Below are 14761 nucleotides of genomic sequence, written 5' to 3' on the forward strand. Positions count from 1 at the left end.
CGGGAACCGTCAGGGTGTCGCGGGGACGGCTTCGGTCGTTGTCCTCCGGGGGCCCCCGAAGGGCGGATTCGAAGGTGTTCCCGAGACTAGGCTTCCACTCAGACGCCCGCACCACCGCCGCGGGCCATCCTTACTGGAGTCACCACCGTGACCGACGTACACACCACGCACACCGCACCAGGCGTGCTGAGCCGGGTCTTCGGCACCGACCGGGACGGCGAGGGGCACGAGCAGGTCGTGCTCTGCCACGACCGCTCCTCCGGCCTCAAGGCGATCATCGCCATCCACTCCACCGCCCTCGGCCCGGCCCTGGGCGGCACCCGCTTCTTCCCGTACGGCACCGAGGAGGAGGCGCTCCAGGACGCGCTGAACCTCTCCCGCGGGATGAGCTACAAGAACGCCCTCGCCGGGCTCGACCTCGGCGGCGGCAAGGCCGTGATCATCGGTGATCCCGAGAAGGTCAAGAACGAGGCGCTGCTGCGCGCCTACGGGCGCTTCGTGCAGTCCCTGCGCGGCCGCTACATCACCGCCTGCGACGTGGGCACCTACGTGCGGGACATGGACGTGGTGGCCCGGGAGACCGAGTTCGTCACCGGCCGCTCGCCCGAGCACGGCGGCGCCGGCGACTCCTCGATCCTGACCGCCTTCGGCGTCTTCCAGGGCATGCGCGCCTCGGCCCGGGCCCGCTGGGGCCGGCCCACCCTGCGCGGCAAGCGGGTCGGCGTGGCCGGCGTCGGCAAGGTCGGCCACCACCTGGTGGGCCACCTGGTCGCGGACGGCGCCACCGTGGTCGTCACCGACGTCTCCGAGGCCGCCGTGAACCGGGTCCGGGCCACCCACCCGGAGGTCGAGGTGGTGGCCGACGCCGGCGCCCTGCTGGCCTCCGCGCTGGACGTCTACGCCCCCTGCGCGCTCGGCGGCGCGCTCACCGACGACACCGTCGCCGCGCTGGGCGCGGCCGGCACCGCGGTCGTCTGCGGCGCGGCCAACAACCAGCTCTCCCACCCGGGCGTCGAGAAGGACCTCGCCGACCGCGGCATCCTGTACGCGCCCGACTACCTGGTGAACTCCGGCGGCGTGATCCAGGTCGCCGACGAGATCGAGGGCTTCAACTTCGACCGGGCCAAGACCAAGGCGACGGGGATCTTCGACACCGCCCTGGAGATCTTCACCCGGGCCGCCGCCGACGGCGTCCCGCCCGCGGTGGCCGCCGACCGGCTCGCCGAGAAGCGGATGCGGGAGATCAGCGCGCTGCGCTCGGTGCTGCTCCCGAAGGCCCGCCGGGGCTGACCCGGACCGCCCGTGCGCGCGGGGCCGGCGCCGCCCGGCCCCGCGCATCACGATGTGGAACCGGATTCTCAGTCCGTCCCCCGATCGGGCGATACCGCGCCCCCTTCGGGGGATAATCTCTGCAGGAACGACGGGACCGGCCCTGGGTCGGACAGCCTGCGAAAGCCCCGTAATTCCCCTCTGACCTGGGCGGACCTGGTTCGGGGGAGTTCGGGTGCGCGCCACGTCACACCGGCGACGTACCGTCCGGCGGCGGAAACAGGTACCGTTAATGCTCCAAGGGACGGTCTCCCACTTCGGGCGGGCCGGACCTGATCATCAACACGTGTCAGACTCGGGGCCGTGAGCCCCACCGTTGAGGGGGTCGACCCATGGGGCGCGGCCGGGCCAAGGCCAAGCAGACGAAGGTCGCCCGCGAGCTGAAGTACAACAGCGGCGGGTTCGACGCAAACCGTCTGTCGAATGAGCTGGGTGTATCTCCGTCGACCGCGATCGAGCCTGAGCCGATCGAGGACGACGACGAGGACGACCCCTACGCGGCGTACGCGGACAAGTACAACCACGACGACGAGGAAGAGGACACCCCTCCGGCTCGTCGTCGCGCGTAACGCCCTCCGACCCGGCCGGTCCGAGCGCTCCCCGTGAGCGCCGGGCCGGTTTTCGGCGTCCCGCCGCGGCGCACCGAGGCGGCAGGGCGCCGCGGCGCGGGGCGGGCAGGGCGTGCGAAGGGGCCCCACCGCGGCGTGCGGCGGGGCCCCTCACCGTGCCTCGGGTCAGAACGACTCGTAGGAGTTGTACAGCGCGGCGCCGCCGTCGTGCTCGTCGGTGCGCTCGACCACGTCGCCCAGCAGCCAGGCCTCCACGTCGCGGTCCTCCAGGACGGCGAGGACCGCGTCGACCGACTCCGGCGGGACGACGGCGACCATGCCGACGCCCATGTTCAGGGTCTTCTCGATCTCCAGGGTCTGCATCGCGCCGACCTTGGCGACGGTGCGGAACACCGGCAGCGGCGACCAGGTGCCGCGGTCGAGGCGGGCGTGCAGGCCGTCCGGGATGACCCGGGCCAGGTTGGCGGCCAGGCCGCCGCCGGTGACGTGCGAGAAGGCGTGGACCTCGGTGGCCCGGGTCAGCGCCAGGCAGTCCAGCGAGTAGATCCGCGTCGGCTCCAGCAGTTCCTCGCCCAGGGTCCGGCCGAACTCCTCGACCCGGCGGTCCAGCGACCAGCCGGCCCGCTCCAGCAGCACGTGCCGCACCAGCGAGTAGCCGTTGGAGTGCAGGCCGGAGGCGGCCATCGCGATCACCACGTCGCCCGCCCGGACCCGGTCCGGGCCGAGCAGCGCGTCGGCCTCGACCACGCCGGTGCCGGCGCCCGCGACGTCGTACTCGTCCGGGCCGAGCAGGCCCGGGTGCTCGGCGGTCTCGCCGCCGACCAGCGCGCAGCCGGCCAGCGTGCAGCCCTCGGCGATGCCCTTGACGATCGCGGCGACCCGCTCCGGGACGACCTTGCCGACGCAGATGTAGTCGGTCATGAACAGCGGTTCGGCGCCGCACACCACCAGGTCGTCGACGACCATGGCGACCAGGTCGTGGCCGATGGTGTCGTGCTTGTCCATGGCCTGAGCGACGGCGACCTTGGTGCCGACGCCGTCGGTGGCGGTGGCCAGCAGCGGGCGCTCGTAGCGCTTGAAGGCGGAGGCGTCGAACAGTCCGGCGAAGCCGCCGAGCCCGCCGACCACCTCGGGCCGGTTGCTCTTCCTCACCCACTGCTTCATCAGCTCGACGGCACGGTCGCCGGCCTCGATGTCGACACCCGCGGCGGCGTAGGTCGCCCCGGTCTCGTTGCTGGTCACCTGGTGTGGCCCTTTCGAAGTGGTGGTGCTGCCTCCCCGGCCGGGGCCGGGACGGGGTGCCCCCGGCGTCCGGCGCCGGGGGCGGTGCGCGCGGTTACGGGCGGCGCAGCGCGTCCGCCGCGCCGGCGCCGCCCAGCAGCGACTGCACGCCGTCGAGGTCGCTGGTCTGCTTGCCGCCGCGGACGGGCTGCTTGGCCTGGCCGCCGGCGATCTCCGCCTCCAGCAGCAGCTTGCCGAGCAGCGCCGGGTCGGGCAGCTCCATCGGGTACTCGCCGTCGAAGCAGGCCCGGCAGAGCTGGTCCTTGGGCTGCTTGGTGGCCTCGATCATCCCGTCGATCGAGATGTAGGCCAGCGAGTCGGCGCCCAGCGAGCGGCCGATCTCCTCGACCGAGAGGCCGTTGGCGATCAGCTCGGCGCGGGTGGCGAAGTCGATGCCGAAGAAGCACGGCCACTTCACCGGCGGGGAGGAGATCCGGATGTGAACCTCGGCGGCGCCGGCCTCGCGCAGCATCCGCACCAGCGCGCGCTGGGTGTTGCCGCGGACGATCGAGTCGTCCACGACCACCAGGCGCTTGCCCCGGATGACTTCCTTGAGCGGGTTGAGCTTGAGCCGGATGCCGAGCTGGCGGATGGTCTGGTTGGGCTGGATGAAGGTGCGGCCCACGTAGGCGTTCTTCACCAGGCCGGAGCCGAACGGGATGCCGCTGGCCTCCGCGTACCCGATCGCGGCGGGGGTGCCGGACTCGGGCGTGGCTATCACCAGGTCGGCCTCGACCGGGGCCTCGGCGGCCAGCTTGCGGCCCATCTCCACCCGGGAGAGGTGCACGTTGCGGCCGGCGATGGTGGTGTCCGGGCGGGCCAGGTAGACGTACTCGAAGACGCAGCCCTTGGGCTTGGCCTCGGCGAAGCGCGAGGTGCGCATGCCGTTCTCGTCGATGGCGATCAGCTCGCCGGGCTCCACCTCGCGGATGAAGCTGGCGCCGACGATGTCGAGGGCGGAGGTCTCGGAGGCGACCACCCAGCCGCGCTCGATCCGGCCGAGCACCAGCGGGCGGATGCCCTGCGGGTCGCGGGCGGCGTAGAGGGTGTGCTCGTCCATGAAGACCAGCGAGAAGGCGCCCTTCACCCCGGGGAGGACCTTGCGGGCCGTCTCCTCGATGGTGAGGTCCGGGTGGCCGGCCAGCAGGGCGGTCAGCAGGTCGGTGTCGTTGGTGGCCGCGGTCCGGCCGGAGCGGGAGACGTGCTCCTCGCCCGGCAGTCCGGCGACCATCGCCGCGAGTTCGGCGGTGTTGACCAGGTTTCCGTTGTGGCCGAGGGCCAGCGAGCCGTGGACGGTCGCGCGGAAGGTCGGCTGGGCGTTCTCCCAGACCGAGGACCCGGTGGTCGAGTAGCGGGCATGTCCGACGGCGATGTGCCCGTGCAGCGACCCCAGGGAGGTCTCGTCGAAGACCTGGGAGACGAGTCCCATGTCCTTGAAGACGAGAATCTGGGAGCCGTTGCTCACTGCGATGCCCGCGGATTCCTGTCCGCGGTGCTGCAGGGCATAGAGGCCGAAGTACGTGAGCTTCGCGACTTCCTCGCCGGGGGCCCAGACCCCGAAGACGCCGCAAGCGTCCTGGGGGCCCTTCTCGCCGGGGAGCAGGTCGTGATTGAGTCGTCCGTCACCACGTGGCACGTCTCCGAGTCTAGGGCAGCCCGGGCGAACGGCCTGATGGCAGCCTCCTGGTACGCGCGTAGATACCGCCTCTTACCAGCTTTCCGCACAGCGGGTGGCCGCCTTCACGCCCTTGTCATCAGGCTTTCGCACAGTGGACGGGCGGCCGAACGTGAGCCTGCTCACGCTGGGTGATCGCGGGGCGGGCGGGGGGCCGCGGAGGGTCGGTCGGCGGCGGGGGCGGGCGCTCAGGCGGCGGGCAGCAGCAGCCGCCAGGAGGCCGGGCGGACCGTCCAGGTGCGGTGGCGGACCGGGCCGACCGGGCAGCCGTCCGCCTCGTAGCCGAAGCCGCGCCCGGCGACGGTGAGCCGGTCGGTCCGGTGGCGCAGCGGGCTGCCGTCGAGGTCCAGGGCGAGTTCCATGGCGCCGTCGACCACGGCCACCCGCAGGTGGCGCACCCGCTGGTGCACGTCGGCCAGCAGTCGGCCGTCGGCCTCGATGCGCAGTTCCTCCGGGCCGGTGGGGCTCGCCTGCTCGGTCGCAGCCAATTTCGCCCATAGCGAACGCCAGCCGCCCTCCCCCGCCCGTCGGCCGTGCGGGCCCCCGCGGCCCGGGCGGCCCGGGCCGGTGAAGCGCACCTCGGCGAGCACCACGCCGCCGCCGTCGTCGAGCAGCAGGTCCAGCCGGCGGGCGGTGCCGGCCAGCACCGCGCGGGCCGCCGCCACCGGCTCGGCGGGCACCCCGAGCAGCCGGGCGGTGGCGGTGGCCACCGGGCCGCCGACCGGGACCAGCCCGACCGGGTCGGCGTCCAACTCCCGCTGCCGGTGCAGGGCCTGGAGCACCCGCTGGAGCGCCTGGTCGGAGCCGATCACCACGGCCCGGCGCCGGCCCCGGTGGGCGAGCACCCGGTCCAGCTCGGACGGGCTCTCGGGCAGCGCGACCTTGACGTCGGCGCCGCCGCACAGCACGTCCTTGGCGATCCGCACCGATTCGCCGTCGGCCTCCCGGGCCGACGGATCGAGCAGCACCAGCAGCGGCCCGGGGCGCTCGGCGCCCCCCGGGGGGCGGGATACGGGCGTGGACAGCGACGACACGACCGGTCCTTCCTCAGGTAATCTCTCGGTGCAACAGCCCCTTGCGCCATTGCGCCAGGGGCTTCGTCCATCTCGGGCCAGACTGCGGTCTACGCAGGATGCCCCAACCGGAAGGGGTGTACGCCTGTGCCGGCACTCGTGCTCGTTGGCGCCCAGTGGGGAGACGAGGGCAAGGGGAAGGCCACCGACCTCCTCGGCGGCTCCGTCGACTACGTCGTCCGCTACCAGGGCGGCAACAACGCCGGACACACGGTGGTCATCGGCGACCAGAAGTACGCCCTGCACCTGCTGCCCTCCGGCATCCTCAGCCCGAACGTGGTGCCGGTGATCGGCAACGGCGTGGTGATCGACCCGGGCGTGCTGCTCTCCGAGCTCAAGGGCCTGGACGAGCGCGGCATCGACACCTCGAAGCTGCTGATCTCGGGCAACGCCCACCTGATCACCCCGTACCACCGGACGCTGGACAAGGTCACCGAGCGCTTCCTCGGCAAGCGCCGGATCGGCACCACCGGCCGCGGCATCGGCCCGGCCTACGCCGACAAGATCAACCGGGTCGGCATCCGGGTCCAGGACCTGTTCGACGAGTCGATCCTGCGCCAGAAGATCGAGGCGGCGCTGCACGACAAGAACCAGCTGCTGGTCAAGCTCTACAACCGGCGCGCGATCCCGGCCGAGCTGGTGCTCGAGGAGTACCTGGGCTACGCCGACAGGATCAAGCCGTACCTGGCCGACACCACCCTCGTCCTGGACGAGGCGCTGAAGGCCGGCAAGGTCGTCCTGCTGGAGGGCGGCCAGGGCACCCTGCTGGACGTGGACCACGGCACGTACCCGTTCGTCACCTCGTCGAACCCGACCTCGGGCGGCGCGTGCACCGGCTCCGGCATCGGCCCGACCAAGATTGACCGGGTCATCGGCATCCTGAAGGCGTACACCACCCGCGTCGGCTCGGGCCCGTTCCCGACCGAGCTGCTGGACGCCGACGGCGACGCGCTGCGCCGGATCGGCGGCGAGCGCGGCGTCACCACCGGGCGCGACCGGCGCTGCGGCTGGTTCGACGCGGTGATCGCCCGCTACGCGACCCGGGTCAACGGCCTGACCGACTTCTTCCTCACCAAGCTGGACGTGCTGACCGGCTGGGAGCAGATCCCGGTCTGCGTGGCGTACGAGATCGACGGCCGGCGGGTCGAGGAACTCCCGTACAACCAGTCGGACTTCCACCACGCGAAGCCGGTCTACGAGAACCTGCCCGGCTGGAGCGAGGACATCTCGAAGGCGCAGACCTTCGCCGACCTGCCGAAGAACGCGCAGGCGTACGTGAAGGCGCTGGAGGAGATGTCCGGCGCCCCGATCTCGGCGATCGGCGTCGGCCCCGGCCGGACCGAGACCATCCAGATCAACTCCTTCCTGTAGGACGCGCGCGAGAGGCCCGGCACCCCGTTCGGACGGGGGTGCCGGGCCTCTCGCGCGCGGTGGCGGCCGGACGGGCCGTCAGTAGATGGCGGCGGAGACGACCGCCGCCACGGCCAGGTTGGTGGAGGCGGTCACCCAGACCGCCGGGTGCGGCTCGCGGTCGACCAGCAGCTCGCCGAGCCGGCCGGGCGTCACCAGGTCCAGCACCCAGAACGAGACGGCCATCAGCACCAGGCCGAACAGGCCGAACACGGCCGCCGCGGCCAGGCCCTTGGCGAACTCCTGGTAGGTCGACATCACCGCGGTGAACACGATCGCGCCGATCGCCAGCAGCGCCGAGCTGAGCACCACGGCGGCGTTCCGGTTGCGCTCGATCCAGATCTGCCGGCGCAGCTCGCCGGGCGTCAGCAGGTCGACCAGCAGCACGCCGAGCAGCAGCAGGACCAGCCCGACCGCACCGTACGCGGACGCGTATCCCAGCTGGTGAAGGATGTCGTTCATGCGTCCCGCCCCTCCTGCCTGTCCGGCCGCCGGCCCCGTGCCGAGGACCGGCACAACATAGCGCACGGGGCGGGCGGCCGGACGGGGCCGAGGCTCAGTCGTTGTGCTCGACCAGGCGGTCCAGGCAGACCGCGACGGCGATCATCAGCGGGACGTCGACGCCGTCCTCGATCTCCACGCCGTAGGTGTCGCGGATCCGGAACCACTTGCGGGAGACCTGGGCGAGCCGGTGGCCGTCGCCCTTGACGGTGTACTCCTTGTCGATCAGGTCGCCGTGGACCTCGTACTCGCCGCCGTTCTCCAGCTCCACCTGGTACTTGTCGTGGAACGGGGTGAACAGCTTCTTGCGGACGGTCGCCACCACGTCCCCGTCCGCGTTCTCGATCTTCATCGCGTCGCGGACGGTCAGCACCTTCTCCCGGATGGTGGCGACCGTGTTGCCCGCGGTGTCCCGCAGCTCGAAGGTGTCGCGCATCCGCAGCACCTTGCCGTCCACCAGGAACGCCTTCTCGCCGTGCTCGTCCTCGACCCAGTAGTCGTCGCCGACCGCGAAGAGGCGCTCCTTGACCACGAACTTCCGACCCATGTCCCCGACTCCTCGTCTGGTGCCCGCCGACCCGCCGTCGGGCGGCACCCGACATGGTGCCACCGGCCGCTACGCCAGGTCCCACAACAGGCGGTAGTAGGCGAGCCGCTCGGCGTCCGGCGCGACGCCGTACGCCTCCAGCAGCGGACGCTCCCAGCCCGGGCCGTAGTTCCACACCGTGCTCCAGGTGGCCACCGCCAGGTCCGCCCAGCGGTCGGCCGTGCCGAGGGCGCCCAGGTCGACGTGGCCCGAGGGGCGGCCGTCCGCGCCGACCAGGGTGTTGGGCGCGCAGGCGTCGCCGTGGCAGACCACCTCGACGTCCACCGGCGGCGGGTCGGCGAGCACCGCCAGCGCCCGCTCCGCGGTGCCGTGGTGGCGCAGGTCCGGGTGCCAGTCGGCCGGGTCGCGGCGCAGCGCGGCGGCGCGGGCCACCCGGCCCGGCGCGGACCAGTCGTACGGGCAGCCGGCCACCGGCAGCGCCTCGTGGAAGGCCCGCAGGCCCGCGCCGACCGCCCGGACGGCCGTCGCCGGGTCCCGCTTCCAGACCTCGTCCACGGCCGACCGCCCCGGCAGCCCCGCCGTCAGCAGCCAGTGGCCGCCCGCGGCCTCGCCGCCGCCCAGCGCGAGCACCTCCGGGACGGTGGTGAACCGCCGCGCCCAGCCCAGCCGTTCGGCCTCCACCGCGAGGTCCGCCGGGCTGCCGGCCGGCGCCCACTTCACGAACCGCCGCCCCGGCCCGTCGCCGAGCCGGAACGTCAGGCCGTGCAGCTCGTTGCGCCACACCGCGACGACCGGTTCACCGGCCGCCAACTCGGCCACGGCGGGCGGTACTTCGACGTCGTCCCCGGGTACGTAGGCGATCATCCGGCCATTGTCGCGCGCGGGCGGCGCGGCGTCACCCGGGTTCCGGCCGGGAACCGGCGCGGGGCGCCGGACGTACCTACCGGCACGAGGAACGGGGGAACCACGTGTCCGAAACGACCGGCGGACCCGTCGGAGCGGGCGCAGCGGGCGCACCGGGCGCACCGGGCGCACCGGGCGAGCTGCTCGGCACCGGCCGCACCGCAGACGTCTTCGCGCTGCCCGACGGGCGGGTGCTGCGCCGCTACCGCGCCGGGGCCGACGCGTGGGCCGACGCGCGGGGCGAGGCCGACCTGATGGCCCACCTCGCCCGGCACGGCTACCCCGTACCGGCCGCGTGGCCCGGCGAGCGGTCCACCGACCTGCTGATGGAACGGCTCGACGGCCCCACCATGGCGCGGGCCGTCACCACCGGCGCCCTCGCCCCCGACGCCGCCGGCCGGATGCTCGCCGACCTGCTGCGCCGCCTGCACGCCGTCCCGCCCCGCACCGCCGCCCGCCCCGGCGACCGGGTGCTCCACCTCGACCTGCACCCCGAGAACGTCCTGCTCACCCCGCGCGGACCGGTCGTCATCGACTGGGCCACCGCCACCGAGGGCGACCCCGGCCTGGACACCGCGATGAGCGCCGTCGTCCTCGCCCAGGCCCTGCTCGGCATGCCCGCGCACACCGCCGCCGCCCCCGCCGTCCTCGTCCCCCTCCTGCGCGGCCTCCCCCCGCTCGCCGACCACCACCTCACCGCCGCCCGCGCCCGCCGCGCCGCCGACCCGGTGCTCGACGCCGCGGACCACGGACGGCTGGACGCGGCCGTCGCCCTGGTCCGCGCCTGCGCGGCGAAGGCGGCGGCCGACGCCTGACCGGCGCCTGACCGGCGCCTGACCGGCGGCCGGACGGTCAGACCGGGGAGCGCTCCTGCGGGAGCGGGGCCCGGGACTCCGGCTCCACCGGGACCGGCGCCGCGGCTCCCGCCGGGTCGGCCGGGGAACGGCGCCCGGGCGGGTCGGCGGCCCGCACCTGTTCCAGGGCCCGGTCCAGGCCGCGGCGCAGCACCGGCGCGAGCGGCCTCTCGACCAGCCGGTGCACCAGCCAGGCGACCACCAGCATCGCCGCGGTGACCGTCCCGACCGCCGGCCACGGGCCCATCCCGCTGCGGTGCAGCCAGCGCAGCGCCGTCCAGCCGATGGCTTCGTGCAGCAGGTACAGCGGGTAGGTGAGCGCTCCGGCGACGGTCAGCCAGCGCCACTGGATCCGCGCGGTCCACCCGAGCGCGACCGCCAGCACCGCCAGGTACGCGAGGGTGACCAGCAGGGCCACCGGCCAGTGTTCGAGGCGCAGGCCGGCGGCGTCCAGCGGCGCGACCCGCGCGTCGCCCAGCGAGGGCTGCACCTCCGCCTGGTGGCGCAGCCCGTTCTCGACCGACAGCGCCCAGTTGAACCCGACGATGCCCCACAGCAGCAGGTTCGGACCGAACCTGTGCATCAGGTACATCGCCATTCCGGCCACGAAGAACGAGGAGTACTCCGACATGCCGAGGGAGTCGACGAGGGGGGTCGACCACGCCGAGGCCGCGGTCCACAGCACGCAGAAGACGACGACCCTGCGGTACGTCAGCCCGCGCCACACCAGCGGGGCGAACAGCAGGTAGAAGCGCATCTCCACCCACAGCGTCCAGTAGACCGCGTCCACGCTGTCCAGGTTCAGCCCGAGGTGGAACATGGTCAGGTTGGCCAGCACCGCGTCCACGGTCAGCGGCTTGCGCCGGGTCGGCCACAGCGCCAGGAACGCCGTGGTCGTGAGCACCGCGAACCAGTAGGCCGGGTACAGCCGGACCACCCGGGAGCGGACGAAGTCCCCGAGGCCGCGCCCCAGGAGCTCATGCAGATCACGAAGCCGCTGATGACGAAGAACAGGCACACCCCGGTCCAGGTGTACGCGCCGAGTTCCGCGTAGCCGTGGAACACCTCCACCGCCGGCCGCTCCCAGGCGCTCTCCGCCGGCTTCGTGCCCCCGCCGTAGCCCACGTAGTGGTGGAAGAGCACCATCAGCGCGGCGACCAGCCGCAGTCCGTCCAGGGCCGCCAGCCGGCCCCGGGATCGCGGTTCCCGGGGCGGGTCGCCGCCCGGGCGACGCAGGAGAAGTTCCACCGGTCATCCTTCCGGGACGCTGCCAGGAGTGGAACTCCGGCGCCGGTCAACGCGCAGCCCACCGGTCGTGCCCCGCACGACCCTCCCCCGCAGGATGACCCGCCACCGACCGGACCGCCGTGGTCCACGTCTCCTGACACCGGATCCTGACGACAGTTTTCCGAAGCCTTTACCGGCCGCCGGCGCCCTCGCCCGAGCTGGTGGGCAGGGGCGGACGGCTGAACACCGGCGGCAAGGACCTGTCGCCGGCCGACTTCCGCGGCAAGTTCGCGATCGTGGGCTTCTGGACTCTCTGCTACTAGGGATCGGTCCGTGGCAACTGTCGCTGCCGGCCGAAGTGCGCAGGCGGAAGGATCGCCCCTCGGGGTGACACCGGGGCGACCGGGCAGAGTCCCCCGCTCGGAGTTGATAAGTTCAATTAGCCGTCGTCGGCACGTATCAACTCCAGAGGAGGAAGTTCGTGGCAGGCAGGGGCAGGCCCAGCCGCAGCACGGTGTACCAGCGGCTGAGCGGGGCCCTGGCCGAGCTGAACGAACGCTTCGGCGGGCTGCCCAGCCCCCAGGAGGCCCAGGAGGTCTGGGACGACATCTGGCACCAGGAAGCGCACCACTCGACTGCGCTCGAAGGCAACACCCTCGTCCTTCGCGAGGTCGAGGCGCTACTCGACCGGGGCCGGGCTGTCGGCGCCAAGCCGCTGAAGGAGTACAACGAGGTCCGGGGCTACGCGGATGCCGCCCGCTGGGTCTACGGGCAAGCCCTCGAACCGGACGCGTGGCACGACGGACGGCTGATCACGCTCGGCGAGGTCCGCCACATCCACCACGTCACCATGTCGCCGGTCTGGAACGTCGCACCTCATCCGGAAGCCACCGATAGGGAGGGCCCTGGCAGCTTCCGGGAGCACGACATCCACCCGTTCGCGGAGGGGATGACGCCTCCGAAGTGGCCGCTCGTTCCCGCTCACGTCGAGCAGTGGGTCAGCGAGGTCTGCGCCTTCGGCAAGCAGATCGAGGGCGGTGAGGAACTGGACCGGCCGCTCCCGGAAGTACTGGCCGGGATCCACAACCGGTTCGAGCGCATCCATCCGTTCCTCGATGGCAACGGGCGAACAGGACGGCTGGTGATGAACCTGGTTCTCGTCCGCCTGGGCTATCCGCCGATCATCATCCTCAAACGGCAGCGGGAGGCTTACCTGGCCGCCTTGCGCCGCGCGGACGCGGGTGACTACGGAGCCCTCGGCGAGCTGATCGCCCGGGCCATGGAGGACAACCTCAACCGCTTCATCGTGCCGAACGTGGCCGGCCCCGCGCGGCTGGTTCCGCTTGCCGCGCTCGTGGACGCGGAGCACTCCCTGGCCGCACTGCGGCAGGCGGCCCAGCGGGGTCGGCTCAACGCCGTGCAGGGGCCGGACGGGGTGTGGCGCTCGTCCCGCAAGTCCGTAGCCGCCTACAAGGCCGGCAAGCACCGGCGCAGGCCCAAGTCCGACGGTGTCTGAGCGCAGGAGCGGATTGCTTCCCGACCCGATGGGGTTGGATGCAGGTATGGCTTCTCGTGCACGTGTCCGCGCCCCCGAGCTGGTGGGCGCCGGTGGATGGCTCAACACAGGCGGCAAGGATCTGTCCCTGGCAGACTTCCGAGGTCGCATTCTGGTACTGGACTTCTGGACCTTCTGCTGCATCAACTGCCTCCACGTCCTGGACGAGCTCCGGGAGTTGGAGGAGCGGCACCGGGACACCGTGGTGATCGTCGGCGTGCACTCGCCGAAGTTCGTCCACGAGGCCGACCACCGGGCGGTGGTGGACGCGGTGGCGCGGTACGAGGTGCACCATCCGGTGCTGGACGATCCGGAGCTGGTGACGTGGAAGCAGTACGCGGTGCGGGCCTGGCCGACGCTGGTGGTGATCGACCCGGAGGGGTACGTGGTCGCGCAGCACGCCGGGGAGGGGCACGCGCACGCGATCGCGAAGCTGGTGGAGGAGCTGGAGGCCGAGCACGCGGCGAAGGGGACGCTGCGGCGCGGCGACGGGCCGTACGTGGCGCCCGAGCCGGAGGCGGGGGACCTGCGCTTCCCGGGGAAGGCGGTGCGGCTGCCGGACGGGCACTACCTGGTCGCGGACTCGGGGCACCACGCGCTGGTGGAGCTGGCCGAGGACGGCGAGCGGGTGGTGCGGCGGATCGGTGACGGCGTGCGCGGGCTGGTGGACGGGGTCGAGCCGCGGTTCAGCGAGCCGCAGGGGCTGGCGCTGGTGCCGGCGGGCCTCGACCTGGGCTACGACGTGGTGGTGGCCGACACCGTCAACCACGTGCTGCGCGGCGTCCGGCTGGCGGACGGCCGGGTGACCACGCTGGCCGGCACCGGGAGGCAGTGGTGGCAGGGCTCGCCGACCGCGGGCCCGGCCCGCGAGGTGGAGCTGTCCTCGCCGTGGGACGTCGCGTTCTTCGACGGCCGGGTGTGGATCGCGATGGCGGGCGTGCACCAGCTGTGGTCGTTCGACCCGGCGGTCGGGACGGTCGCCGTCGCGGCGGGCACCACCAACGAGGGCCTGGTGGATGGCCCGGCCGCGGAGGCGTGGTTCGCCCAGCCGTCCGGCCTGGCGGTGTCCGCGGACGGCGAGCGGCTGTGGGTGGCGGACTCGGAGACCTCCGCGCTGCGCTGGGTCTCGCGTGGAACCGGCGAGGTGCGCACCGCCGTCGGCACCGGCCTGTTCGACTTCGGGCACCGGGACGGCGCGGCCGGGCAGGCGCTGCTCCAGCACCCGCTGGGCGTCACCGTGCTCCCGGACGGTTCGGTGGCCGTCAGCGACACCTACAACCACGCGCTGCGCCGCTACGACCCGGCGACCGGCGAGGTCAGCACGCTGGCCACCGACCTGCGCGAGCCGTCCGGCGCGGTGGTGGTGGACGGGGACATCGTGGTGGTGGAGTCCGCCCGGCACCGGCTGACCAGGCTGCGGCTGCCCGAGGAGGCGGTCCGGGTCGAGGCCGTCGCGCACCGCACCCGGCGGGCCGCCACCGAGGTCGCTCCGGGCGCGTTCCGGCTGGACGTGGTGTTCTCCGCGCCGTCCGGCCAGAAGCTGGACGAGCGCTACGGCCCGTCCACCCGGCTGCTGGTCAGCGCGACGCCGCCGGAGCTGCTGGTGTCGGGCGCGGGCGCGGACAGCGCGCTCGGCCGCGAGCTGGTGCTCTCCGGCGAGGTGGCCGAGGGCGTGCTGCACGTCTCGGCGATGGCGGCGTCCTGCGACGACGACCCGGCGGTCGAGTACCCGGCCTGCCACGTGCACCAGCAGGACTGGGGCGTGCCGGTGAAGCTGGTGGCGGGCGGCGCGAGCCGGCTGCCGCTGGTGCTGGCCGGGATGGAGTGAGACGCGGAC

Annotated in this window: 12 protein-coding genes and 2 pseudogenes; 7 read left to right on the forward strand and 7 right to left on the reverse strand. The window is 73.1% G+C overall.

Annotated features, from left to right (window positions below; genetic code table 11):
• Window positions 1-147 precede the first annotated feature (147 nt).
• Both K353_RS21135 and K353_RS21140 read left to right on the forward strand, forming a co-directional pair.
• Entirely contained in the window at window positions 148-1290 is a 1143-nt protein-coding gene (locus K353_RS21135; protein WP_111555113.1) for a Glu/Leu/Phe/Val dehydrogenase dimerization domain-containing protein, read from the forward strand.
• 371 nt (window positions 1291-1661) lie between these two features.
• Window positions 1662-1898: a DUF3073 domain-containing protein gene (locus K353_RS21140; protein ID WP_100837092.1), complete on the forward strand. Its 237-nt coding sequence runs from the start codon at window positions 1662-1664 to the stop codon at window positions 1896-1898.
• A gap of 165 nt (window positions 1899-2063) precedes the next feature.
• On the opposite strand, the gene purM is transcribed toward K353_RS21140, so the two are convergent.
• From purM to K353_RS21155, 3 genes are all read right to left on the reverse strand, one after another.
• Entirely contained in the window at window positions 2064-3140 is a 1077-nt protein-coding gene (gene purM / locus K353_RS21145) for a phosphoribosylformylglycinamidine cyclo-ligase (RefSeq protein ID WP_111555114.1), read from the reverse strand.
• Between the two features lie 94 nt (window positions 3141-3234).
• On the reverse strand, window positions 3235-4815 hold the full coding sequence (purF, locus tag K353_RS21150) for an amidophosphoribosyltransferase (protein WP_111555115.1): 1581 nt from the start codon (window positions 4813-4815) through the stop codon (window positions 3235-3237).
• A gap of 227 nt (window positions 4816-5042) precedes the next feature.
• Window positions 5043-5888 (reverse strand): diacylglycerol kinase, encoded by an 846-nt coding sequence (locus K353_RS21155; RefSeq protein ID WP_370447628.1) that lies wholly within the window; start codon window positions 5886-5888, stop codon window positions 5043-5045.
• A 126-nt stretch (window positions 5889-6014) separates the two neighbouring features.
• On the opposite strand from K353_RS21155, the gene K353_RS21160 reads away from it, so the two are divergent.
• On the forward strand, window positions 6015-7298 hold the full coding sequence (locus tag K353_RS21160) for an adenylosuccinate synthase (RefSeq protein ID WP_111555116.1): 1284 nt from the start codon (window positions 6015-6017) through the stop codon (window positions 7296-7298).
• Window positions 7299-7376: 78 nt separating this feature from the next.
• Here the strand turns inward: K353_RS21160 and K353_RS21165 are convergent, their stop codons facing one another.
• The 3 genes from K353_RS21165 to K353_RS21175 form a co-directional block, all read right to left on the reverse strand.
• The gene (locus K353_RS21165; RefSeq protein ID WP_111555117.1) at window positions 7377-7799 is read right to left on the reverse strand and encodes a DUF350 domain-containing protein; all 423 of its coding nucleotides are present in this window, start codon (window positions 7797-7799) and stop codon (window positions 7377-7379) included.
• 94 nt (window positions 7800-7893) lie between these two features.
• On the reverse strand, window positions 7894-8385 hold the full coding sequence (locus tag K353_RS21170; protein ID WP_111555118.1) for an LURP-one-related/scramblase family protein: 492 nt from the start codon (window positions 8383-8385) through the stop codon (window positions 7894-7896).
• A gap of 69 nt (window positions 8386-8454) precedes the next feature.
• Complete coding sequence (locus tag K353_RS21175) at window positions 8455-9249, reverse strand: aminoglycoside 3'-phosphotransferase (protein WP_111555119.1); 795 nt, start codon at window positions 9247-9249, stop codon at window positions 8455-8457.
• A gap of 104 nt (window positions 9250-9353) precedes the next feature.
• On the opposite strand from K353_RS21175, the gene K353_RS21180 reads away from it, so the two are divergent.
• Entirely contained in the window at window positions 9354-10103 is a 750-nt protein-coding gene (locus tag K353_RS21180) for a phosphotransferase (RefSeq protein WP_111555120.1), read from the forward strand.
• A 37-nt stretch (window positions 10104-10140) separates the two neighbouring features.
• Here K353_RS21180 and K353_RS21185 read toward each other — a convergent pair.
• A pseudogene (locus tag K353_RS21185) lies at window positions 10141-11288 on the reverse strand (acyltransferase family protein).
• 196 nt (window positions 11289-11484) lie between these two features.
• Here K353_RS21185 and K353_RS35875 point away from each other — a divergent pair.
• From K353_RS35875 to K353_RS21195, 3 genes and pseudogenes are all read left to right on the forward strand, one after another.
• Window positions 11485-11686 (forward strand): annotated as a pseudogene (locus K353_RS35875) (hypothetical protein); the annotation flags it as partial.
• A 197-nt stretch (window positions 11687-11883) separates the two neighbouring features.
• Window positions 11884-12885 carry a Fic family protein gene (locus K353_RS21190; RefSeq protein WP_233533717.1) on the forward strand — a complete coding sequence of 334 codons (1002 nt, stop codon included), beginning with the start codon at window positions 11884-11886 and terminating at the stop codon, window positions 12883-12885.
• A 46-nt stretch (window positions 12886-12931) separates the two neighbouring features.
• Entirely contained in the window at window positions 12932-14752 is a 1821-nt protein-coding gene (locus tag K353_RS21195) for an NHL domain-containing thioredoxin family protein (RefSeq protein ID WP_111555122.1), read from the forward strand.
• Window positions 14753-14761 lie beyond the last annotated feature (9 nt).

Origin of the sequence: Kitasatospora sp. SolWspMP-SS2h (assembly GCF_003259315.1) — a bacterium.
Taxonomy (GTDB): Bacteria; Actinomycetota; Actinomycetes; order Streptomycetales; family Streptomycetaceae; genus Kitasatospora; species Kitasatospora fiedleri.

Bases quoted from the DNA above. Each gene is read 5' to 3' on its own strand.
- K353_RS21140 (WP_100837092.1), top strand. From the start codon at position 1,662: ATGGGGCGCGGCCGGGCCAAGGCCAAGCAGACGAAGGTCGCCCGCGAG.
- K353_RS21165 (WP_111555117.1), bottom strand. From the start codon at position 7,799: ATGAACGACATCCTTCACCAGCTGGGATACGCGTCCGCGTACGGTGCG.
- K353_RS21170 (WP_111555118.1), bottom strand. From the start codon at position 8,385: ATGGGTCGGAAGTTCGTGGTCAAGGAGCGCCTCTTCGCGGTCGGCGAC.
- K353_RS21175 (WP_111555119.1), bottom strand. From the start codon at position 9,249: ATGATCGCCTACGTACCCGGGGACGACGTCGAAGTACCGCCCGCCGTG.
- K353_RS21195 (WP_111555122.1), top strand. From the start codon at position 12,932: ATGGCTTCTCGTGCACGTGTCCGCGCCCCCGAGCTGGTGGGCGCCGGT.